Here is a 21,007-nt window from a genome sequence, read left to right as displayed (position 1 = left end):
CCGCGCGGCTTCCGCCGATCCTGGAGAAGCACCGCATTTTTTCAGCACAGGGCTTTCAGCGCGGCGTCTGGCTCATACCGATCAGTAAACGACGACGCTTCGGATCGATTTGCCCTCATGCATGAGGTCGAAGCCCTTGTTGATGTCCTCGAGCTTCAGCGTGTGGGTGATCATCGGGTCGATCTGGATCTTGCCGTCCATGTACCAGTCGACGATCTTCGGCACGTCGGTGCGGCCGCGTGCGCCGCCGAAGGCGGTGCCCATCCAGGTGCGGCCGGTGACCAGTTGGAACGGCCGTGTCGAGATCTCCTGGCCGGCGCCGGCGACGCCGATGACGACCGACTTGCCCCAGCCGCGATGCGACGCTTCCAGCGCCTGGCGCATCACCTTGGTGCTGCCRGTGCAGTCGAAGGTGTAGTCGGCGCCGCCGATCTGGTCGGCGCCGCGCTTGGTCATGTTGACGAGGTGAGGCACGACATCGCCGTCGATCTCCTTSGGATTGACGAAATGCGTCATGCCGAAYTTYTCGCCCCARGSCTTCTTGTCGTTGTTCAARTCGACGCCGATGATCATGTCGGCGCCGGCAAGCTTCAGGCCCTGGATGACATTGAGGCCGATGCCGCCGAGGCCGAAGACGACGGCGGTCGCGCCTTGCTCGACCTTGGCCGTGTTGATGACCGCACCGATGCCGGTGGTGACGCCGCAGCCGATGTAGCAGATCTTGTCGAAGGGCGCGTCGGGATTGACCTTGGCCAGCGCGATCTCGGGCAGCACGGTGAAGTTGGAGAAGGTCGAACAGCCCATATAGTGAAAGATCTTGTCCTTGCCGATCGCGAAGCGCGACGAACCGTCGGGCATCAGGCCCTGGCCCTGCGTGGCGCGGATCGCCGTGCACAGGTTGGTCTTCCGCGACAGGCAGGACGGGCACTGCCGGCATTCCGGCGTATAGAGCGGGATGACATGGTCGCCCTTCTTGACGCTCGTGACGCCCTTGCCGACATCGACGACGATGCCGGCGCCCTCATGGCCGAGGATGGCCGGAAACAGGCCTTCTGGATCGGCGCCCGACAGCGTGAACTCGTCGGTGTGGCAGATGCCGGTCGCCTTGATCTCGACCAGCACCTCGCCGTCGCGGGGGCCGTCGAGGTCGACCTCCATGATCTCCAGCGGCTTTCCGGCGGCGACAGCGACTGCGGCGCGGGTTTTCATGCGTGTTCTCCAATTTCGATCGACACCGGCCTGCGACGTCAGGCCGGTTCTACGGTGGCCGCTAGACGGTCGGCTTTGCGAGCTTCACCTTGTGCCAGGCGATGATGTCCATCAGCTCCGGCGAGAATGCGTCATAGGCGGGAATCCCCGCTTGGGCCAGCGTGCCGCGCACGCTGGCCATGCTGGTCGCCGGCATCCCGGTCTCTACGAGCGAAGACACAAAGGCCACGAACTCGATCTTCGGCTGGTGCCCATCCGTCGCCAGTTCGGGATGCACGAATTCGAGGCCGTAGAAATGGTGATCCGGATCGGACACCTTGCCGACCATATGTGTCCCGCAGGATCTGCAACGGTGGCGTTCGATCTTCTGCGTGGCGTCCACGGCCTCGAGTTTATCACCCTGCGCCATGACGGAGATGCTGCCGGCCGGGACAACGGCAATCTGCGCAAAGACGGCACCGGCAGGCTTCCAGCATTTCGAACAGCCGCACAAATGGTTGTGCGCCACGGCCTGATCCGCCGCGATCTCCACCGGTGCGCTGGCACATTTGCAGCGCGCGCTGAACGCGCCGACCGGCGAAGCCGACATGTCCCGCCCGACGGCCGGGTGCAGCACGGCCGTCTGGTCGCGCAGCGCCTCCGCCCGCGCCTTCAGCGCGCGGTTCAAGTCGAGATAGGCCGATCGCAAATTGGTATCGATGCTGGGCCAACGCTCATCGGCCATCGGGCCATCGAAGACCTCGTTGTGGCGCACCCGAGTGCCGCCATTCCTGGTCGGCTCCAGGATGAAAATGTGTTCCGCGCTGAACACGCCGCCGGGCGCCTGGCTCAGCCAGCGAAGTTCCCGCGCGCCCACGATGCGGGTGATGGTCGGTGTGACCTCGCGCTCGGGAACATTAGGCTGACGCAGCGTACCGACGACGCGCTGACCAACGATCGTGCGTCCGCGTAACGCCGGCAAGGCCGGATTCCATTCGGGGTAACGCTCGAGGTCGTCCAGCACGGCCCACACGGTCTGCGGCGGCGCGTCGATGACGATCTCGGTTTCAAGCAAGCGCATGGAGCATCCTCTTTCCTGGGTCGGATTCGTGCTTGGCGAGCGGCGGCGAGCTAGTGCGCGGCCATCGTGGTGGAGGCGCCGAGATAGGCGCTCATGACCTTTGCGTCGTTGAGCAGGTTCGACGCAGTGTCCTCCCCGACGATCCTGCCGGTCTCGATCAGGTAGCCGCGATCGGCGGTCTTGAGGCTCAGCCGCGCGTTCTGCTCGACAAGCAGGATGCCGAAGCCTTCGCCGGCAATGGTGGCCAGTGACTTGAACAGCTCCTTGGACAGCAGCGGCGACAGCCCGAGGGAGGGCTCATCCAGCATCAGGATGTCCGGCTTGGACATCAGCGCCCTGCCGATCGCGACCATCTGCTGTTCGCCGCCGGACATGGTCTGCGCCAGTTGGCGAGGACGTTCGGCAAGCCGGGGAAACAACCCGTAGACGAAGTCGAGCGTCCTGCGCGCATCGGCCTTCGCGCGCCTGGCATGACTTCCAAGCCGCAGGTTCTCCGCCACGGTGAGTTCGCCAAAGATGCCTCGGCCCTCCGGAACGAGCGCGATCCCCTCTTCCACCATCAGATGGGCATCGAGTTTCGTGACATCCTTGCCGTTCATGACAATCCTGGTGCCGGGCTCCGTCCCGACAAGCCCTGCGACGGCGCCGAGGAAGCTGGACTTTCCAGCGCCGTTGGCGCCGAGGATAACGCAGATCTCGCCCTTGGAAACGCGTGCGGAAACACCTTCCAGTGCGACGTGCCGTCCGTAACGGACGCCGAGATTGGAAACCTCAAGCATCGTCGTCTCCCAGATAGGCACGGACGACCTCCGGGTCGGCCAGGACATCGGCCGAGCTGCCATCGGCGATCTTGATGCCGGAATTCATGACCACGCAGCGTGAACAAAGCGAACGGATGGCATCCATCACGTGCTCGACCATGATGATCGTCCGGCCCTGCGCGCTGATCTCGCGGATAAGCTCGATGCCGACCCCCAACTCGCTCGGGTTGAGGCCGGCGAGCCATTCGTCGAGCAGCAGGACATGAGGGTTTCCCGCAAGGGCACGAGCGAGCTCGATCCGCTTCTGGTCGATGTAGGTCATCGCCGCGACGGGAACCTCCTCGCGACCTTTCAACCCCACCCGCTCCAGCAACTCGCGGGCGAGCGCCAGCGCCTCGTCGCCCCAGAGCCTGTTGTGCCCGAAGACGGCGCCGGCGACGACATTCTCCAGCGCGCTCATCGATGGCAGGACGCGCACCAGCTGGAAGGTTCGGGCGACCCCGATGCGGGCGATCTTGTGAGCCGCCAGCCCGGCGATGGGCTTGCCGGACAGCAGGATGGCGCCCGATGTCAGCGACAGCGCCCCCGATATCAGGTTGAGCATCGTGGTCTTGCCCGAGCCGTTCGGGCCGATCAGCCCGAGCAACTCGCCCTTGGCGACCTCGAAGCTCACGTCGTTGACGGCGACAAGGCCACCGAAGGCCTTGCGCGCCCGATCTACGGTCAACAGCGGAACGCTCATCTGCCCTCCTCGGCGGTCGTTGCCAGCGGACTTTTGTCGATGGAGCGGCGGCGGCGGAACAGGGTTTCCAGTTGTCCGGTTACCCCGTCGGGAAGCACATAGACGATCGCCAGAAATGCGAGTCCCATGATCACCGCCGTCTGGTTCGGGAAATGGCCCGAGATAAAGTCCATCACCACGGTGAAGGGGACGACGCCGACCAGGGGTCCCCAAAGGCGGCGAGTCCCGCCGAGCAGCGCCATGATGACCACGAGGAAGGACGTCATCGGATTGAACGCTGCGTCCGGCGTTATGTAGGCGTAGCGAGGCGCCATGATCGCTCCGGCTACGGCAATGAAGGCCCCGGAGACCGCGAACAGGATGACCCTAGTGCGAGCGGTATCCACGCCGACATGTCGCGCCACGGCTTCGTCATTGCCGATGATGCGCAAGGCCAAGCCCAGTCTCGACCTGTTGACGAGCCATCCGGTCACGAACACGACCACCGTCAGCGCGAGCAGCATCCAGTAGAGATGCGTCTCAGTGAAATCGGTAAAGACGTAGAGGCCGATCGTGCCGCCGAAATTGGTCTGCACCCAGGTCACGATCTGGCCGAGGAGTTCGGCAAGGCCGAGAGTGAAGATCACGAAATAGACCCCCGAGAGCCTGAGGGTCGCCAATCCGACCAGTGTGGCCAGCAAGGCGCCGGCGACGATCGCGATGAGGATAAGCGCGGGGAAAGGCAGGACGTCGATGAAGATCGCGACCGAATAGGTTCCGACTCCGAAGAAGGCAGCGCTCGCCAGCGAGACAAGGTGCGTCGGCCCGGAAAAGAGCGCCCAGGCCGTGCATATGGCGGCATAGAGCATGATGTTCACGCTGAGCGACAGCCAGAACCCTTCGGTGACCAAAGGGAGGAAGGCCAGCACAGCCGCGCCGGCAAGGCCGGCACCAAGAGCCAGGAGTTCATTGCGCGGGATGTTCATCACGCCGGCCGCTTTCCGAAGATGCCCTGCGGCCGGAACAGCAGAACGATGATGAAGAGGGCGTAGTTGGCAGCCAGCGTCAATCCGGGATCCAGCAGGCTGGCGACGAGCGTCTCGGTCACGCCCAGGACGAGAGCGGCAAGAACCGCGCCGCGAACGTCGCCGACGCCGCCCATGATCACGATGATCAACGCCTTCATGGTGAAGATCACGCCCATCGACGTATTGAACGTGTAGAAAGTCGACAGCAGCGTGCCGGCGCAGGCCGTGATCGCTCCTCCGAGCGCAAAGCCGAACGCCGCGGTCTTGCGCACGTCGATCGCCACGAGACTTGCCGCGCGCGGATCGACGGCGACGGCGCGAACCGCCGTGCCGCGGTCGGTGTGGTAGAGGAAGACGTAGAGAGCCACGGCAATCACGGCGGCGGCGACGAAGGCCACGACGCGGTTCAGGCCGAACGAGTTGCCCATGATCGTGAATGGCTGGGCGAGGAACTCGTAATTGAAATAGGACCCGCCGAAGGCCAGCAGCATCAGCCCCTGGAACAGAAACAGCAGTCCGAAGGTCGCCAGTATGGAGTCGACCTCGAGCATGCCGCGATTCTTGGCCCGCTTCACCAGAGGCTGCATCAGCCAGGCATAGATCAGCCAGTTGACGACGAAGGCGCCGGGGCCGATCACCAGCAGGCCCAGGAGCGGATTGATCCCGAAGCCTGTATACAGCCAGAATGTGACGAAGCATGCGGCAACGAGCGTCTCGCCATTGGCGAGGTTCATGATCCGCGCCACGCCGTACTGGAGCGTGAGCCCGAGCGCGATGAGCGTATAGGTGCCCCCAAGGAGCAGGCCTGTCAGCAGGATGAGCATTGTACTCTCGCAGTCACGGGCCTGGCGTCACGAGGACGCCAGGCCGCCGGGAGGATCGGATCAGTTGCTGGGCCAGACGGGCTTGAGCACCGGCTGCTGCGCGCCCTGGAGGTTCCCGGTCGCCCTGACGCCATGCACGACGCCATCGCTCCACTGGCCCACCGTCCAGTTGTTGTTGTTGATGTTGTTCTCGAAGTGGATATCGCCAATGACGGTCTTGAAGGTGCCCGACTGGATTTCCTTGTTGAGCGCTTGCTTGTCCAGGCTTCCGACCCGCTCGACGGCCTGCTGCAGAATCTCCAGGCTGGCATAGGCCACAGGGCTCGCCCACCAGTCCGCCTCCTGGCCGGTCACCGCGAGGTGCTCCTTGCGGTAGGCCTGGAAGACGGGGTCGCTCGCATTGACGCCGCCCATGATCAGGATGCCGTTGGCAGCGGCGCCAAAGCGCTTTCCGTATCCGTCGAGATTACCGCCGACACTGACGAAGAACGCCTTGACGTCGAACTTCTGCAATTGCGCTTGCTCGGTGAGAGCAAAGCTGTCCGGCGGATAGGAATAGGCGATGAAGGCGTCGGGATTGGCCGCCTTGGCGCTGGCGATCACCGGAGCGACGTCCTGATTGCCGAGTGGATAGGAGGTCTCGTAGACGACATCGAAGCCGGCCTGCTTGAGCGCGGGCTTGCCGGTCTTGATCATTTCGAGGCCGAAAGCATCGGAAACGTTGACCACCGCGACCCGGTTGCCGATCTTGCCAGCGTCGCGCAGATCCTTGAGCGTGCCGACGATGCCGTCGGCGATGCCCTGGGCCGGGCCGAGCAGCCAGAAGGTGTTCGGCCAGCGCTTGACGAATTGATCGAGATCGTTGGCATTGCCGGTGGAGACGATTTGCGGGTAGCCATATTTCGCGATCAGCGGGGCGGTCGCGAGATTGAGGCCTGTCGAATATGGCGGGATGATCAGGTCGACCTGGTCCTGGGTGGCAAGACGCTGGATGTTCTTGACCGCCTCTTCGGGCGACGACTTGTCGTCATATTCGACGATCTCGATCGGCCGCATCTGATCGCCGACCTTGAGGCCACCGGCCTTGTTCACCTTCTCGGCCCACAGCTTGATGTTCGGCCAAAGCACACCTGACGCGCCGCCCGCAAGCGGCCCGGTCTTGGATGCGCTGACGCCGATTCTGACCGGGTCCTGCGCGAACGCGGCGCCGAACGTGCCAGCCGCCAAGGCCGCCGAAAGCATGAGTAAATTGAAACTGCGTCGCAACATCGAAATTCCTCCCAGTTCTGGTTGCGGTGGGCGCTGCACTCGCCTCGCAGCTGCGAAGAACGAGTTGATCGACCTCCCCCTAGCGGAAATTGCTTAGGCCATTTTCCTCTGATGATCCAGCAAATTTCGTAAACTTACATATTTTCGTTATTTTCTCTGAGTGACGATATTCCCTGTCAGCCCCTTGTGCTTCATGGCCCCGAAGGTTGCTGATTTGGCCGCACTGCGGAAAACCGGTTCCGCACCGCATCATTTAAGATACTTTCTAGTATGCAGATACGCTTTAGAATGTCAATGCCGACAACTCTGCGGTGAGCCCTACTTCCTGCTTGTCCGCCCGAGGCGACATGGAACGCCGCCTTACTCGGGCGCAGCCTCATTTCGAGGCACTCGCCAAGGCCTCAAGTGCCAGCACCGGATCCGCCACCTGAGCGGGATCGGGGCTGGCCGACGCGGCAAGGAGGCGCTTGCCGATCAGATAGTCGCGTGGCGCATTCAGCCCATCGACGGCGACAAGCTGCCCTTCTCGGTAGTACCAGTGCGACCGTCCCGGCCCCGCTCCCTGCCTGACAACCACCGTATCGCCCGGCCTGGAAAGGCCCGCGATCTGCAGCTTGAGATCGAACTGATCCGACCAGAACCACGGCTTCGGTCTGTAGGGTTGGCGCGCGCCCATGATGTTGCGGGCGACCACGTCGGCGCTGTCGATCGCGTTGCCGACGCTCTCCATCCGCAGCCCGCCTTCGGGCAAGGAGAAATTAGCGCAATCGCCGGCGGCCCAGATGAACGGGTCGTCGGTGAGCCCGTATGCGTCGGCGGTGATGCCGTTGTCGATGGCGAGGCCCGCCTCTGCCGCCAGCGCCGTTTCCGGCATGCCACCGATCCCTGCCACGATAACGTCGGCCGTGACGATCGTGCCGTCGCCCAGCCTGGCGCCGGCAACCCGGTCCGCCCCAAGCAACTCACTCACCGCCTTGCCGAGATGAAACGTCACGCCTCGGGAGCGGTGGAGCGCCTCGACCGCTGTCGCGGTTTGCGCCGAGGCTACCCTCGCGAGCGGGCGATCGGCGGCTTCCACAACATCCACGGCCATGCCAAGCCCACGTGCGACGGCGGCGATCTCAAGCCCGATATATCCGCCGCCGATGACAAGGAGCCTGCCTTGCTTTTCAAGTGCCGGCCGCAACCCATCGATGTCGGCGAGCGTGCGGATCGTGAAGATGCCGCCAAGGCCTCGCGAGATCGCCTGCGGCAACTTTCGGGCGGTCGCCCCGGTTGCGAGCACCAGACGATCGTAATTAAGCATGGCGCCATCGGCCAGACACATGCGCCGCCGCGCACGGTCGATGGATGCGACGCGCACTCCCAGTCGCAACGCGATCCGGTTCTTTGCGTACCAGTCCTCCGCTTTCAGCTTCAGCCGGTCCCGCTCGAGTTCGCCGAGAAGATAGGCCTTAGACAGCGGGGGACGCTGGTAAGGAGCATCCGGCTCCTCCCCGATCAGCGTGAGTGATCCCGCAAAGCCGTTTGCCCGCAGCTTTTCGGCGGTGGACAGGCCCGCCTGTCCCGCTCCGACGATCACGATGCTGCTTTCGTTGCCAGGCTGGGGCGCGGCGCGATGATCGGCGTCAAGGGACATGGTGGGCCTCAACCGCTAGGCGGCCGGAACGCGGACGGAAATATTGTCCAGCGCGTCGCTGACCTTGATCTGGCAGCTCAGCCGGCTTCCGGATTCGCGCGGCGCTTCGGCGAAGTCCAGCATGTCGTTTTCATGCTCGCTGATCGGTCCGAGCGCCAACAGGATTTCTGCGGGAAGCACAACATGGCATGTGGCGCAGGCCGCCGAGCCGTTGCATTCGGCGATGATGCCCGGAACGCTGTTTTCAAGCGCGGTTTCCATCAAGCTGCGGCCGTTCTGGGCCTCAACGGCGAGTTCCGCGCCGTCCGCGAGCAGGAATCTGATCGTTGGCATGTCTCTCTCCCTCAAGCGTCCCAGATGACGGGCATGTGCGTGGGGCCACGAAACACCCAGCCCCGGACGCGAACGAGTTCCGTATCCTTGAGCCGAAGATTGCGCAGCCGTTCGAACACCATCGGCACGGCGATCTGGCTCACCAGCGCGCGCGACACCCACGTACCGGCGCAGAAATGCGACCCGGCGCCGAACGCCAGATGGGACTTCTTCTCCCGAAAGACGTCGAACTTTTCCGGATCGCTGAAACGACGGTCGTCATGGTTGGCGGCGCCGACGCACAGACCCACCTGCTCGCCCTTGCGGACCAGCGTGCCCGAAATCTCGACGTCGCGGGTCAGGCGGCGAGGATACATTCCGATCGGCGAAATCCAGCGCACCGCTTCTTCGAAAGCCTGCCCCCACAGCGAAGGCTCGGCGCGAACGCGCGCGAGTTGGTCCGGGTTCTGCAGCAGACCCAGGATCAGCGTCAGGATCGAGTCGCGGGTCTCGTTCAGCCCGCCGCCGATCGCCACCTTGATGTTGGCGTAGATCTGCTCGACCGTCTGGGGAGGATCGGCTTGAAGCATCGATGACAGCATCGAAGGATTTGGATTGTCCCGGTGATGGGGTAGCATCCTGTCGACGGCGCTCTCGACGCCACCGGCTGCGTCCTTCGCCTTCCGCGCGATCTCAGGGTCGTGCGAATAGTTGCCGGAACCGTCGATGAGCGACTGCGACCACAGTGCCATCGTTCGCCAGTCGACGCCGTCGAAACCCAGGATGTCGGCCAGCGCGCGCGCCGCGATCGGCGCGGCGAGTTCTTCGAAAAGCTCGGCCTCACCCTTGTGCTCGATCTGCGAAATGACGTCATCGCAGATGGTACGCATCGGGTCGGCCCAGCACCGCTTGACGACCCCGGGACGCAGACTCGGATCTATCGCCGCCCTTTCGCGGGCATGGTCTTCGCCGTCCTTGCGCATCAGGTTCGGCCCGATCACGGTGTTCAGCAGCGACTGCGGATTGATGGAGGAAAACGTCTCGGGATCGCGTTCGATGGCCATGACGTCATCGAAGCGCGTGACCATCATGATGTTCGCCGCCTCGACCTTGACGACCGGCCCGAGGTCGCGGACGCGTTTGAAGATTGGATACGGATTGGCAAGCAGGTCTGCGAACGGGACGTCGTCAATCACTTTCACGGCTTCGGACATGGTTTCCTCCCTGTCGGGAAACGAGGTACGAGATCCGCGTGCATGCAGCAATGCGATGGGTTAGATAGAGGTCATCGAAAATTTACATGGAGGAGAAATGTCGTGCTGTCCGACGACCTTGCCAGTGTAGACCTCGCGGCCCTGCAGACGCTTGTCGCCGTCAAGGACCGCGCCTCGTTTTCCGACGCTTCCCAGCTTCTCGGCGTCAACCAGTCAACCATAAGCTACGCCATCAAGCGGTTGCGAAAGGCCTTCAACGATCCGCTGTTCGTCCGCCAGGGCAATTCGATCGTCGCAACCGACAAAGGTGAACAGCTCGCCCAGCAGGCGCGCGGAATCCTTGAGCAGATGGCCGCGCTGTCTTCACCGTCGGGTTTTCACCCGGCCACGGCCGAGGGCAGCGTGACGGTGTCCTGCAACCACCACGAGCGCATGTTCGTCATTCCCGACTTCGTGCGCAGGGCGCAGAAGGAGGCGCCGAAAGCGACGATCCACATCTTCGAATCCGCTGTCGACGGCAAGCAGCAGTTGAAGCAGAACACGTGCGACATCGTGCTTGGACCGGTTGCGATCCTCGGTGACATCTACTACCGCAGGAAACTGTTCACCGATCACTACGCTTGCGTCATGGACCCGGCGCACCCGCTGGCGCGGGGAACGCTGACACTCGACCGCTACTGCGCCTCGCGGCATGTCGCGGTCACGCATAACGGACGCTGGGAAGCCCTCTATTTCGCCGCGCTGCGCGCAACTGGCGTAGAGATGCAGCCGGAGGTCACCGTGTCGAGCCACGACATCTTGGAACGGCTTATACCCGGCTCGGAGTTGGTCGCGACCATTCCGTATCGGCTGGCGCGTCGCCTGTCGGACAGGCTTGCCCTGCGCCGTTTCCCGATGGACGTCTTCATCCAGGTCGACATCTACTGGACCGAGCGTACGCACCACTCCGGCCTGCACCGCTGGGCCCGCCAGATACTGGCCGAGGTCGCCGAGAAGAATCTCGGCAGCGATGACTCGGACAAAGGTGTGACCGCCTGACGGGCGGACGGCAAGCACCGGGCGGGAGTGACCGGTGGCGCGCAAAGGGGAGCACGGCAACGCCTTGCCCGCCACAGACCGCGCCGCATGGCTGGCCTGCTCGAGAACCGCCTATGCCGTCTTCGCACCAAGCATGACGACCGAGACCGTCACCGGCTCGTTGAAGGGATTGCGCCAGGCGTGACGCGCGCCCTGCTGCACGATTGTATCGCCCTGCTTCAGCTCAACGGTCTCGCCGTCGTCGAGTTCGAGGACAAGCCGGCCCTTGACGACGGTCACGTAGTCGACCGTCGGCGTCTGGTGCATGCCGGGATTGTCCATCTCGAAGCGTTCGGCGATGCCGGGCGCGGCCTTCAGATGCTCCGGACCCGCCAATTCGGGCTTCCAGTCGGGCGACATCATCACGCTGTCCGGCGGAAAGGTGATCATCCAGAACACCGAGCCCCCGACCGAAGCGAGCATCGTGCCCTCGCTCGCCATCGGATCGGCACCGTCCCGTTTGGCCAGATCCGGCGTCCCGTCGATCCTCCACTGCGGGGAAGAAATGAAACCGGGCGTGTGCTGGAACGCCATCTCGCGTGGCGAGGCGCCATCGCTGATGAATAGAGATTTTCCTGCGGCGTTCTTTCCGGTGACGACGCGGCGAGTGCTCATGTCTTATCCTCCCGAGGAATAATTCAGATACCAGCTGGTATCAGCATACCATTACGTATACAACTATGGATGGATTACAAAATTCGAGAAGCCGCCATGACGCACGGCGATGCCCGAAATGGCCTCGTTGACCTTCTCCATTGGCGTCGCATGGGTTTCCAGGAGACCCAGGTCGACCTTCCCGATCCCGACGAGGTCAGCCATTTCCTGGCCCTCCGAGGTCGTCAGCCATGCCGAACCGATGAGCCGCTGATTGCGGTCCATCATCATGTGCACGTCGATGGAAACAGCGCCCATGACGGCGCCGATGTCGACGGCGACACCGCCGCGGCGCAGCGCCTTGAGCCCTGCCAGGAAGGGCTCGTGCGACGTGCCGGGGCCGTTGCAATCGATGAAGGCGTCGACCCCCTCGCCCTGCGCCGTCTTGGAGCGGGCCCATTCGTCGGGCATTCCGTCCTCCAGCGAATGCGTCTCGATGATGCCGGGGGCAAGCGCTTCGATCTCCTTCAGCAGCTTCCTGTCGCGACCGGTGCCGAGAATCTTCTTGACCCCGAAGGACGGCCCGAAGACCGCGATCGCGATGCCGAGCGTGCCGGAAATGCCGTTGACAAGAACCGTGTCGCCGGGGCCGACCTGCGCCTTCTTCAGAGCGGAATAGCCGGTGCCCATGTAGCCGAGCCGTGCCGCTTGGTCGAAGGTCATGTTGTCGGGAAGCGTCACGATCGCCGATGCCGGCGCGGCCATGTATTCGGAAATGCCGCCGACCGGGTAGTCTTCGAATGTCTGCAGGGCGTCGTGACTGAAGCCGAAATAGCCCTGGAAGGCGTAGTGGCGGCAGGAGATCGTGTCGCCGCGCCGGCAATGGCGGCAGCTGCCGCAGGAGCGCCCCGGATTGACATAGACGCGATCGCCGGGCTTCAGATTGTGGACCTGGCTGCCCACCGCCGCGATCTCACCGGCCGGATCGAGGCCGAAGATCGCTGGCAGCGGCGGCTGCGGCATGTGGGGAAACCAGGTCGGCCACATCGCCAGGATGTTGGCCAGGTTAGGAACGATGCCGCACGAGCGGACCCGCACCAGCACGTCCATCGAGCCAAGTCTGGGGAGCGGCACCTCTTCGATCTTGAGCTGGCCGCCCACCTCATGCATGCGCGCAGCCTTCATCGTCGCCGGAATTGTGGTCACGTGGATACCTCCCTTTCGTTCAACCCGGTGCGCACGCCGAGCTTTTCAGCGCGCGAATGAGCCTCCTCCCGAGTTCAGATCGGTGGTCGCACAGTTTTTTCGAAATATCAAGCTTATTTCGTAACTTTATCCGAAACGCGATCGTTGCCGTCGCGCGAAAGCTGCCAACCGGCGCTGGACGGCGCAAACAAATGGCCGGCATGTTCGATCACGTTTTCGGTCGTTTCCCGGATATGCCGGTCGATGAGAACGAGTGCCTCACCTTCGTCGCGCGCGACCACAGTCTCCATGATCGCCTTGTGCTCGACGTCCTTCTCGCGCCATCTCGTCCGGAACTGGGAGGACATACGCCGGTAGCGATGGGCACGCGCGAACAGTTTTTCGCGGATCTGCAGAAGATTGGGCGACTGGCATGCGCTCACAAGCGACAAGTGGAAGGCACCGTGGATCGTCGACCATTCCTCGTCGAGATAATACTGGTTGCCGACGCGCAGCTGAAATCGTTCCATGCGATGAAAGGTCCCGATGATGGCCGCCTCCCAGGCATCGTCACCGCGTAGCATGGCGCGCCTGAGCGCCTCCCGTTCGACGAGAACCCGGACATTGGTGAGGTCATTGAGATCATCGATGGATATGGGAGCGACGATGAAGCCACGCTGGCCCTGCGCCAGCACCAGATCTTCCGCCACGAGGCAGGACAAGGCTTCGCGCAAGGTCGAGAAGCTCACCGTGTAGCGCTCCCGCAACGCCTCGAACCGCAGCCTCTCTCCCGGCCCGAGCACGCACCCAACTATGTCCTGCCGCATGCGGTGAAGGACATCGCCAGCGCGGGTTTCGCCTCTCCGTCTGCTCGTCTCTGTCACGTGGTTGTTCCGCGTCTCATTGCATCCGCCTCGGCAGCCCGGGCGGCGACGCGATCGAGCCGCACCGTAACAACTATTTCGAAATTATCAATTCTTTCGATGAAAATCCCGTGCGCCGCATCGCTGAGGCCAGAAAGCCATCTTATGGTGATGATCCTACGCAAAAGCCCGGAATAACGGAAGAATTGCTACTGCGATTCCGATATTGGCCACATCGCCACGATTCCCCGACCGCTTCCATACTCCTGTCGACTTGCATATTTTCGAAAATATTGTTTACTTCGGGCCCCCAACCGCCCACTTTCCGGGCATTCCAGGGATCGGGTGAGCCATTGAAATTCGCTTCGTTCGTTGATCACTCCGGTGCCGGCTATGGACTCGTCGAAGGTGAAACGATCCTGCGCCTGGATTCCGTTCCTGGCGCGCCGCCGGATCTCAAAGCCTATCTCGGCTGCCGGTTTCCCGACCTCGCGCCCAGTCAGCGCGATCTCGAAGCCCTGCAGCTCGCCGAAGTCAGCCTGCTCCCTCCGATACCCAACCCGGGCAAGATCTTCTGCGTCGCCACCAACTTCCACGAGGATGGCAAGCCGGCACCGCAGTTCCCGCTGCTGTTCATGCGCCATGCGGAAGCACAGATCGGCCACGGAGGCGCGATCTTGAAGCCGGCGGCTTCCGAAAAGCTGGATTTCGAGGGCGAGCTGGCGGTGATCATCGGCCGCCGCGCGCACAAGATCGCACCCGCAGAAGCGATGGCGTACGTCGCCGGCTATGCGTGCTTCAACGAAGGGAGCGTGCGCGACTGGCAAAAACACTCGAGCCAGTTCACGCCCGGGAAGAACTTCTACCACAGCGGTGCGTTCGGCCCCTGGATGGTCTGCACGAGCGAAATCCCGGACCCGGCGCGGCTTCTTCTGGAGAGCAGGGTCAACGGCGTGACCAAGCAGTCGATCGCGATCGACCGCATGATCTTCGACATCCCCTGGCTGATCTCCTACATCTCGACTTTCGCTCCGCTCGACCCTGGCGACGTCATCGTTTCGGGCACGCCATCCGGCTTCGGCGCAAGCCGCAATCCACCGGAGTTCCTTTTCCCTGGCGATGAGGTCGAGATCGAGATCGAGGGCATTGGAACGCTGCGAAACACGGTGGTCTCCGACAATTGCCCAAGGATTTCGTAATAATTTCTCTTTTTCGAAAATTCCTTGCCGTCGGGCCGCGTTTGATCTAAGGAGGTCGCCAGGGCCATGCTGCGACCGCGAGAGGAGAATAGTGATGCATCTGGTGTTTGGGGTCGGTCACATAAAGCTGAATGTCCGCGACGTCGGGGCTGTGCTCCATGACTCGACGGAGATTCTCGGGCTGCGCGTCACCAGGCAGGCGGCGGGCGAGACATGGCTGAGTTCGAACGGCCGCAAGGCCGAACTCGTGCTTCTCCAATCCGAAGAGAATTCCTGCCACACAATCGGGCTCGAAGCCCTGACCGCCGAGGCTGTCGCGGAAGCCGCCTCGCGCGTGGACGGTGCCGGCTGCCGAATCCTCTCGCGCGAACCCAGTCTGGCTTGCTGCGATGCCGGCGTGACCTTCGCAACGCCGGATGGACTGCGGTTCGAGGTTCACACCCCGGCACGCGACGACATGTACAATCCACGTTATCCGACCAACGGAATCAAGCCGCGTCGGCTCGACCACATCAATCTCATCACGCCCGACCCGGTCGTCACCAGGCGGCAGCTCTCTGAAATCTGCGGCATGCAGCTCACCGAGCGCATGGTCAACGAAGCACTGAGCTGGATGCATGGCGGCAACCGCCAGCATCACATTCTCGGTCTGGCGAAGGGCCCGGCCGGGCTTCACCACTACTCCTTCGAATTCAGCCACTTCAGCGACTACTGCAGGCTCGGCGACATTCTCGACGGGCTCGACCGCCAGCTGCTGTGGGGGCCGGGCCGCCATCGTCCGGGCGACAACACCTACGCCTACTACCTGGATGCCAGCGGAGCGATGGTCGAGTGCTCCGGCGCCATGCACACGGTGGCCGACGACGCCCACTTCGTGCCGAACGTCATCACCAATCTGGAGCGGCCAGGAAACGTCCGCCAGATGAATGTCTGGGGTTCTCCCGCCCCGCAGGAATGGCGCGAGCATCATTTTCCATTCGCCAGGGTCGACTGATCCTGAAGGGGCAGCGGTCGGCCGCGCCCCGGCACACCGTACAAGGAATCAGGCAAAGCGGCTCGACTTGGGTGCGGCGCTGCTTTCGATAGGAGATTGCCATGCAGGAAAAACTGACGTTCGAATCCGACGGCCTGAAACTGTCGGCGATTCTGCACATTCCAGACAGCCACCGTCCGGGACAGAAGCTGCCGGCGTTCATCGTCTGCCACGGCTTTGTCGGTTCCAAGGACGAGTCGCACGCCCAGATCCAGGCGGAGATGATGGAAGCGTTCGGCTATGCCGCGCTGCGCTTCGACTTCCGCTGCTGCGGCGAGAGCGAGGGCGAGCGCGCGCAGGTGCGCTGCTTCGATCAAGTCGCTGACGCGAAGAACGCATTGACCTTCCTTGCCATGCGACCCGAGATCGACCCGAAGCGAATTGGCATCACCGGCCACAGCTTCGGTGCCGCGGTGTCAGTCTATACGGCCGGGGTCGACGAGCGGTTCGCCTGCGTCATCTCCTCATGCGGCTGGGGCCACGGCGAGCGGAAGTTCCGCGGCCAGCATCCCACGCCGGAGGCCTGGGAGCGTTTCATGGGTCTCCTCGAGAAAGGACGCGAGCACAAGCGCGCGACCGGCGAGAGCATGTGGATCTCGCGCTTCGACGCCGTGCCGATCCCGGAGAAATTGCGCAAGAACCTGTCGCCCAAGGCGATCATGGAAATCCCGACCGAGACGGCATGGAGCATGATGAACTTCAGGGCGGATGACGTGGTGGCCAACATCGCGCCGCGACCAGCCCTGTTCTTCCACACCGCCGACGACATCATCACGCCGACCGAGCAATCCATCCGCCTGTTCGAGAAGGCCGGGCAGCCGGCCGAGCTGATGCTGATCACCGGCACCGCCCATTTCCCGCTCGCCCCAGAGGACGCACCGCGCACCAAGGTGATGATGAAGGGCTGGCTCGACAAATTCTTCCCGGCAACGCCGGTCGTTTGAGGTCAGCACAGCCAGACCAGGAGACATCAGGCATGCCCGTCGCCCAGGAAACCGAACTGACCGTTTTTGCCACTGCGCTCCTGCATGCTGCCGGCTATACGCCGGACGAGGCGGCACAGACCGCGCGGCTGTTGGTGTGGGCCAATCTGCGCGGCGCGGATTCGCACGGCGTTCTCAGGATCCCGCGCTACATCGAGATGATCAGGACCGCGGTCGTCCGCGCCGGTCAACAGCCGACGCTGATCCGGGAATTCGGAGCGACATGCGTCTTCGACTACGCAAAGGCACCGGGCGCGGTCGCCATGATGCACGCGGCCGGCAAGGCCGGCGACCTGGCGGAAAAGTTCGGCATCGGCTGGTGCGGCGCCCGCGCCATTTCGCATGCCGGCGCAATCGGTTACTTCACGAACCAACTGGCCGGCCGCGGCCTCATCGGCATCGCCATGACGGCGTCGAGGCCGCTCATGAGCTACTTCGGCGCAAAGGGCGAGGCCCTGTCGACAAACCCCCTGTCGATCGCCGTTCCGCGACCTGGTGGCGCCGATCCGATCGTGCTCGACATGTCCACGGCCGCCGTCGCGCTCGGCAAGATCATGGCGGCGAAGGATTCGGGCAACCCGATCCCCAAGGGCTGGGCCATCGACGCCGACGGCGTCGAAACCCAGGACCCGCACGCGGTGGCCGCCATACTTCCCATGGCCGGCCCAAAGGGATCCGGACTGTCGTTGATGATCGAAGTTCTGTCGAGCGTGCTGGTGGGCAACGCCATCATCGCGCCGTTCCTGTGCGGCGAGAAGAAGGGCGGTTTCAATGGCCTCATGCTTGCCATCAATCCAGCGGCCTTCGGCGACACATCCTCTTTTCTCGCCTCGATGGAAAGCCTCGCCGGCGCGATCCATGCGCTCGATCCGGCAGCCGGCTCCGATGGCGTGAAGCTACCCGGCGAACGCGGCTTTCAGACCGGGCGGGAGCGCATGGCCAACGGCATCCCGCTGGCGAAGGGTACCGCCAGCAACCTCGCCGATGCAGCCGTTGGGCTGGGGCTCGCGGTGCCGGCTTTCCTGCAGTGATGCAGCGCGACAGCGCCCACGCCTGAGCGAACCGAAATCAAAGGGGAGTTCCACGAGATGACGCAAGATGAGGCGGACGTCGTGGTGGTCGGGCTCGGCCCGGTCGGCATCGCGTTGTGCAATCTTCTTGCCGCAGCCGGAGTCCGGGTGGAAGGCATCGATGCCGCTGACGACGTTTACGCACTGCCTCGCGCGATCGGCATGGATCACGAGGTGATGCGGATCTTCCAGAACATCGGCGCGGCCGACCAAGTCGCCGCGGCGACAGGCCAGTATCGTGCGTCCGAATACAGGTCCGCCGACGGGGTCTTGTTGCGTCGCTTCGAGTCCCCTGCCGAGCCCTACCCACTTGCATGGCCGCCCTATCTGACCTTCCTCCAGCCGGAGCTTGAAAGGGCTCTGCGCGCCAATGGCAAGAGATTCCCCAACCTGACATTGCGCACGGCAACGGAGCTTGTCAGCCTTGAGAACCCGGATAGCCCGGTCCTGACTTTGCGCGACAAGGTGAGCGGCAAACGCACCAAGCGGACCCCGCGCTATGTCGTCGGGTGCGACGGCGCAGCCAGCTTCATCCGGCGGAGGCTCGACGTCGCGCTGGAGGACCTCGACTTCGACGAACCCTGGCTCGTAGTGGACATGATACTGGAGGACGGGCACGTGCCGTTGCCTGAGACCAACGTCCAGTTCTGCGATCCCGCGCGCCCGCACACATATGTTTTCGGGCCCGATCGGCTGCGACGTTGGGAGTTCATGATCCTGCCCGGGGAAGATCCGGTTGAGATCAACCGCCCGGAACGGATCTGGCAGTTGCTTGCACCTTGGCTTCGGCCGGACCAGGCCAGGCTTTGGCGCTCGGCGACCTACAACTTCCACGCTCTTGTTGCGGAGCCGTGGCGCGTGGGCAGCGTGTTTCTTGCTGGCGACGCCTGCCACATGACACCACCGTTTCTCGCGCAGGGAATGGTGCAGGGCATCAAGGATGCAGCCAATCTTGCATGGAAACTGGCCTATGTGATGGGCGGCGGATCAGAGCACCTCCTCAACACCTACGAGACGGAGCGCCGGCCGTTCATACGCGAAGTCATCGGGATCACGAAGCGGCTGGGAAAAGTCATCTGCGAGTTGGATCCCGGCAAGGCCCGCGCCCGTGATGCCGAGATGGTAGCCGCCATGCAAGCGGGCCAGGGTGTCCAGGTCCGGCAGAATCTCTTTCCGCCCATCCGTCATGGACTTGTCTCCGGTGGCGTTGACGGGTCGTCGACACCCGGAGCCGGCGAGCCCTGTCCACAGCCGTGGGTCGTCGGCCCTTTCGGCCGGGTGCGGCTCGACGAAGCTTTGCCGCCCGGGTTCCAGCTTCTCATCACCGGCGACATGGACGTCTCACTCAACCTTTTGGAGAGGTCGCGTGAGGCTGGCGTTGCCGTGCATCGCGTGGCGCAGGATAGGTCCTATCCTGCGCTGTTGGTGGAAGAAGACCACGTTCTGGCGGACTGGTTGACGTCGAAGGGTGCACGCGCCGTCCTGGTACGGCCCGACCATGTGGTTTTCGGTACGGCCACGGACGCAGGGGAGGCTGAGCAGCTCGTCCGTCAATTGCAGACGATGCTGGCAGCAACCGACCAATGACGGTTCATGCTTCGTGTGCGGCGGGACGACCTCGGGCGCAAGTCAGGACCGGCCAGTGCGCCGCGGAAGCTGCGTGCGCTTACACGCGGGCGGCCGGCTGCTTCATGTGCCTGTAGAGATGGGCCTCATGCATCGAGGTGAGCGTTGCCCTCACCATTTCGCCCGGCGAATCGTCCTTCATGAAGCTGGAGAGGCCGCCGTAAATGAGTTCGAGAACGACGCCGCCCACATAGAGCGGTTCGATATCGGAACCGCCGTAGGGAAAGAGTTTGCCGGACAGCAATTTGCCCAGCCCCACCCACTGGTCCTTGAACAGGCGCAGATGCCGTTCTTCCAGTGTGTTGTCGCGGCGGGCGATCCGCAGCAGGTCGATGGCAAGCGTTCCCCACCGCTTGTCCTTCGCCCGCTGGTTGGCCCAGTCGCACATCGCGTCGATGATCTCTTTTGGGTCATCGTAACCGTCGAGCAGGCCGGTGAGCTCGACCACGTCGCCGCCGGCATGACGCTCGAGCAGTTGAAGGAATATCTCTTCCTTGGTGGCGAAGTTCGAATAGAAAGCGCCCTTCGAATATCCCGCCTCTTCAGCGATGCGTTCGATGGTCGCGCCGGAGTAGCCGTCGCGCGCCACGACCTCGCTCGCCGACAGCAAAAGCTTCTCGCGGGTCAGAGCCTGGCTCTGTTCGCGTGTCAGTCGTGCCATCTTCTGTCCTTCCAACCCACTATCTGGATACCTTTGGTATCCGAATCGGCCGAAGGTTAGAAGGCCGAAACAACACAGGCAAGCGCCCAGAAAATCGGATATTCGGGACCCATTAGCTGCCAGCGCCAGCGCGGGCCATTGATACGCACCACCGCATAGGCCGCCCCCAGCAAGACAACCACGGCGCATGCTGCGGCCCAGCGTGGGTGGATGTTGAACACCATTCCGACGGCGGCAAGAAACTCCAGTGCTATCGTCAACACGATGACGGGCTTTCCAGGCTTCAGTCCAGCGGCCTCGAACGTTTTGGTCGCCTTTTCGAAGTTCCTGATCTTTCCGACGAGATGCGGAAGAAACCAGACCCCGCACAGAATTCGCAGCAGGTCGATTTGCGTTAGCATGAACTCCGGCACTGATCCCTCCGTGGGACGCTGAAAGGCTTTCGGTGCCCTTCATCCGTCCTAGTTCCCTCGATGGCGCGACGTTCTCTCTTTCAGCGAGCGACGGTTCCGCGCGGCGAAAGCGTCCGTCGTCGGGCCGCAAACCGGCACGGCGAATGGACCAGATCTCCCGCAGTTGCGTCGTCAGTGGAAATCGGCTCTTGCGTCACCCAATCCAGATACTGTACGGTATCTGCAGTCCAATGGGAATGTCAATCAGACATCTCCACAAACCGACA

At 63.1% G+C, this 21,007-nt stretch carries 21 protein-coding genes; 6 read left to right on the top strand and 15 right to left on the bottom strand.

Translation table 11 applies throughout. From position 1 onward, the window contains the following. Positions 1 to 81: 81 nt before the first annotated feature. The 10 genes from AC1D10_RS06775 to AC1D10_RS06730 form a co-directional block, all read right to left on the bottom strand. Complete coding sequence (locus AC1D10_RS06775; protein ID WP_477269957.1) at positions 82 to 1,209, bottom strand: S-(hydroxymethyl)glutathione dehydrogenase/class III alcohol dehydrogenase; 1,128 nt, start codon at positions 1,207 to 1,209, stop codon at positions 82 to 84. 61 nt (positions 1,210 to 1,270) lie between these two features. Beyond that, positions 1,271 to 2,269 (bottom strand): SRPBCC family protein, encoded by a 999-nt coding sequence (locus tag AC1D10_RS06770; protein ID WP_477269955.1) that lies wholly within the window; start codon positions 2,267 to 2,269, stop codon positions 1,271 to 1,273. A gap of 50 nt (positions 2,270 to 2,319) precedes the next feature. Beyond that, positions 2,320 to 3,048 carry an ABC transporter ATP-binding protein gene (locus tag AC1D10_RS06765; RefSeq protein WP_477269953.1) on the bottom strand — a complete coding sequence of 243 codons (729 nt, stop codon included), beginning with the start codon at positions 3,046 to 3,048 and terminating at the stop codon, positions 2,320 to 2,322. Continuing rightward, positions 3,041 to 3,772: an ABC transporter ATP-binding protein gene (locus tag AC1D10_RS06760; protein ID WP_477269951.1), complete on the bottom strand. Its 732-nt coding sequence runs from the start codon at positions 3,770 to 3,772 to the stop codon at positions 3,041 to 3,043. The genes AC1D10_RS06765 and AC1D10_RS06760 overlap by 8 nt, the downstream gene beginning before the upstream one ends. Further along, positions 3,769 to 4,737 carry a branched-chain amino acid ABC transporter permease gene (locus AC1D10_RS06755; protein ID WP_477269949.1) on the bottom strand — a complete coding sequence of 323 codons (969 nt, stop codon included), beginning with the start codon at positions 4,735 to 4,737 and terminating at the stop codon, positions 3,769 to 3,771. Before AC1D10_RS06755 ends, AC1D10_RS06760 begins: the two co-directional genes overlap by 4 nt. Continuing rightward, complete coding sequence (locus AC1D10_RS06750; RefSeq protein WP_477269947.1) at positions 4,737 to 5,603, bottom strand: branched-chain amino acid ABC transporter permease; 867 nt, start codon at positions 5,601 to 5,603, stop codon at positions 4,737 to 4,739. The genes AC1D10_RS06755 and AC1D10_RS06750 overlap by 1 nt, the downstream gene beginning before the upstream one ends. Positions 5,604 to 5,663: 60 nt before the next feature. Beyond that, on the bottom strand, positions 5,664 to 6,872 hold the full coding sequence (locus AC1D10_RS06745) for an amino acid ABC transporter substrate-binding protein (RefSeq protein WP_477269945.1): 1,209 nt from the start codon (positions 6,870 to 6,872) through the stop codon (positions 5,664 to 5,666). Between the two features lie 376 nt (positions 6,873 to 7,248). Next, positions 7,249 to 8,511, bottom strand: coding sequence for an NAD(P)/FAD-dependent oxidoreductase (locus AC1D10_RS06740; RefSeq protein ID WP_477269943.1), 1,263 nt, complete (start codon positions 8,509 to 8,511; stop codon positions 7,249 to 7,251). Positions 8,512 to 8,526: 15 nt separating this feature from the next. Then, complete coding sequence (locus tag AC1D10_RS06735; protein ID WP_477269941.1) at positions 8,527 to 8,844, bottom strand: 2Fe-2S iron-sulfur cluster-binding protein; 318 nt, start codon at positions 8,842 to 8,844, stop codon at positions 8,527 to 8,529. A gap of 11 nt (positions 8,845 to 8,855) precedes the next feature. After that, positions 8,856 to 10,037, bottom strand: a complete 1,182-nt coding sequence (locus tag AC1D10_RS06730) for a cytochrome P450 (RefSeq protein WP_477269939.1) — start codon at positions 10,035 to 10,037, stop codon at positions 8,856 to 8,858. A 102-nt stretch (positions 10,038 to 10,139) separates the two neighbouring features. Here AC1D10_RS06730 and AC1D10_RS06725 point away from each other — a divergent pair, with 102 nt between their 5' ends. Continuing rightward, the gene (locus tag AC1D10_RS06725; RefSeq protein WP_477269937.1) at positions 10,140 to 11,075 is read left to right on the top strand and encodes a LysR family transcriptional regulator; all 936 of its coding nucleotides are present in this window, start codon (positions 10,140 to 10,142) and stop codon (positions 11,073 to 11,075) included. A gap of 111 nt (positions 11,076 to 11,186) precedes the next feature. On the opposite strand, the gene AC1D10_RS06720 is transcribed toward AC1D10_RS06725, so the two are convergent. The 3 genes from AC1D10_RS06720 to AC1D10_RS06710 form a co-directional block, all read right to left on the bottom strand. Further along, positions 11,187 to 11,729 (bottom strand): cupin domain-containing protein, encoded by a 543-nt coding sequence (locus tag AC1D10_RS06720; protein ID WP_477269935.1) that lies wholly within the window; start codon positions 11,727 to 11,729, stop codon positions 11,187 to 11,189. Positions 11,730 to 11,792: 63 nt separating this feature from the next. Further along, positions 11,793 to 12,914, bottom strand: a complete 1,122-nt coding sequence (locus tag AC1D10_RS06715; protein WP_477269933.1) for an alcohol dehydrogenase catalytic domain-containing protein — start codon at positions 12,912 to 12,914, stop codon at positions 11,793 to 11,795. A gap of 113 nt (positions 12,915 to 13,027) precedes the next feature. Beyond that, complete coding sequence (locus AC1D10_RS06710; RefSeq protein ID WP_477269931.1) at positions 13,028 to 13,777, bottom strand: FCD domain-containing protein; 750 nt, start codon at positions 13,775 to 13,777, stop codon at positions 13,028 to 13,030. Between the two features lie 332 nt (positions 13,778 to 14,109). Between AC1D10_RS06710 and AC1D10_RS06705 the strand changes: the two genes are divergently transcribed. From AC1D10_RS06705 to AC1D10_RS06685, 5 genes are all read left to right on the top strand, one after another. After that, the gene (locus AC1D10_RS06705; protein WP_477269929.1) at positions 14,110 to 14,955 is read left to right on the top strand and encodes a fumarylacetoacetate hydrolase family protein; all 846 of its coding nucleotides are present in this window, start codon (positions 14,110 to 14,112) and stop codon (positions 14,953 to 14,955) included. Between the two features lie 94 nt (positions 14,956 to 15,049). Further along, a complete protein-coding gene (locus AC1D10_RS06700) occupies positions 15,050 to 15,949 on the top strand; it encodes a VOC family protein (protein WP_477269927.1) in 900 nt (299 codons plus the stop codon). 101 nt (positions 15,950 to 16,050) lie between these two features. After that, on the top strand, positions 16,051 to 16,932 hold the full coding sequence (locus tag AC1D10_RS06695; protein WP_477269925.1) for an alpha/beta hydrolase: 882 nt from the start codon (positions 16,051 to 16,053) through the stop codon (positions 16,930 to 16,932). A gap of 32 nt (positions 16,933 to 16,964) precedes the next feature. Then, positions 16,965 to 18,002: an Ldh family oxidoreductase gene (locus AC1D10_RS06690; RefSeq protein WP_477269923.1), complete on the top strand. Its 1,038-nt coding sequence runs from the start codon at positions 16,965 to 16,967 to the stop codon at positions 18,000 to 18,002. A 57-nt stretch (positions 18,003 to 18,059) separates the two neighbouring features. Then, positions 18,060 to 19,628, top strand: coding sequence for a bifunctional 3-(3-hydroxy-phenyl)propionate/3-hydroxycinnamic acid hydroxylase (locus AC1D10_RS06685; RefSeq protein ID WP_477269921.1), 1,569 nt, complete (start codon positions 18,060 to 18,062; stop codon positions 19,626 to 19,628). 79 nt (positions 19,629 to 19,707) lie between these two features. On the opposite strand, the gene AC1D10_RS06680 is transcribed toward AC1D10_RS06685, so the two are convergent. Both AC1D10_RS06680 and AC1D10_RS06675 read right to left on the bottom strand, forming a co-directional pair. Beyond that, positions 19,708 to 20,328: a TetR/AcrR family transcriptional regulator gene (locus tag AC1D10_RS06680; protein WP_477269919.1), complete on the bottom strand. Its 621-nt coding sequence runs from the start codon at positions 20,326 to 20,328 to the stop codon at positions 19,708 to 19,710. Positions 20,329 to 20,384: 56 nt separating this feature from the next. Beyond that, positions 20,385 to 20,741: a DoxX family protein gene (locus AC1D10_RS06675; protein ID WP_477269917.1), complete on the bottom strand. Its 357-nt coding sequence runs from the start codon at positions 20,739 to 20,741 to the stop codon at positions 20,385 to 20,387. Positions 20,742 to 21,007: the final 266 nt, after the last annotated feature.

The organism is Mesorhizobium sp. P2_A8, assembly GCF_056404935.1.
The sequence above is the reverse complement of the archived record's forward strand: the minus strand, read 5'-3'. Positions and strand labels throughout refer to the sequence as shown.

What these genes read in the sequence shown, in the direction of transcription:
- AC1D10_RS06770 (WP_477269955.1), bottom strand. Translation starts at nt 2,269, where the DNA reads ATGCGCTTGCTTGAAACCGAGATCGTCATCGACGCGCCGCCGCAGACC.
- AC1D10_RS06765 (WP_477269953.1), bottom strand. Translation starts at nt 3,048, where the DNA reads ATGCTTGAGGTTTCCAATCTCGGCGTCCGTTACGGACGGCACGTCGCA.
- AC1D10_RS06760 (WP_477269951.1), bottom strand. Translation starts at nt 3,772, where the DNA reads ATGAGCGTTCCGCTGTTGACCGTAGATCGGGCGCGCAAGGCCTTCGGT.
- AC1D10_RS06755 (WP_477269949.1), bottom strand. Translation starts at nt 4,737, where the DNA reads ATGAACATCCCGCGCAATGAACTCCTGGCTCTTGGTGCCGGCCTTGCC.
- AC1D10_RS06750 (WP_477269947.1), bottom strand. Translation starts at nt 5,603, where the DNA reads ATGCTCATCCTGCTGACAGGCCTGCTCCTTGGGGGCACCTATACGCTC.
- AC1D10_RS06745 (WP_477269945.1), bottom strand. Translation starts at nt 6,872, where the DNA reads ATGTTGCGACGCAGTTTCAATTTACTCATGCTTTCGGCGGCCTTGGCG.
- AC1D10_RS06740 (WP_477269943.1), bottom strand. Translation starts at nt 8,511, where the DNA reads ATGTCCCTTGACGCCGATCATCGCGCCGCGCCCCAGCCTGGCAACGAA.
- AC1D10_RS06735 (WP_477269941.1), bottom strand. Translation starts at nt 8,844, where the DNA reads ATGCCAACGATCAGATTCCTGCTCGCGGACGGCGCGGAACTCGCCGTT.
- AC1D10_RS06730 (WP_477269939.1), bottom strand. Translation starts at nt 10,037, where the DNA reads ATGTCCGAAGCCGTGAAAGTGATTGACGACGTCCCGTTCGCAGACCTG.
- AC1D10_RS06720 (WP_477269935.1), bottom strand. Translation starts at nt 11,729, where the DNA reads ATGAGCACTCGCCGCGTCGTCACCGGAAAGAACGCCGCAGGAAAATCT.
- AC1D10_RS06700 (WP_477269927.1), top strand. Translation starts at nt 15,050, where the DNA reads ATGCATCTGGTGTTTGGGGTCGGTCACATAAAGCTGAATGTCCGCGAC.
- AC1D10_RS06695 (WP_477269925.1), top strand. Translation starts at nt 16,051, where the DNA reads ATGCAGGAAAAACTGACGTTCGAATCCGACGGCCTGAAACTGTCGGCG.
- AC1D10_RS06690 (WP_477269923.1), top strand. Translation starts at nt 16,965, where the DNA reads ATGCCCGTCGCCCAGGAAACCGAACTGACCGTTTTTGCCACTGCGCTC.
- AC1D10_RS06685 (WP_477269921.1), top strand. Translation starts at nt 18,060, where the DNA reads ATGACGCAAGATGAGGCGGACGTCGTGGTGGTCGGGCTCGGCCCGGTC.
- AC1D10_RS06680 (WP_477269919.1), bottom strand. Translation starts at nt 20,328, where the DNA reads ATGGCACGACTGACACGCGAACAGAGCCAGGCTCTGACCCGCGAGAAG.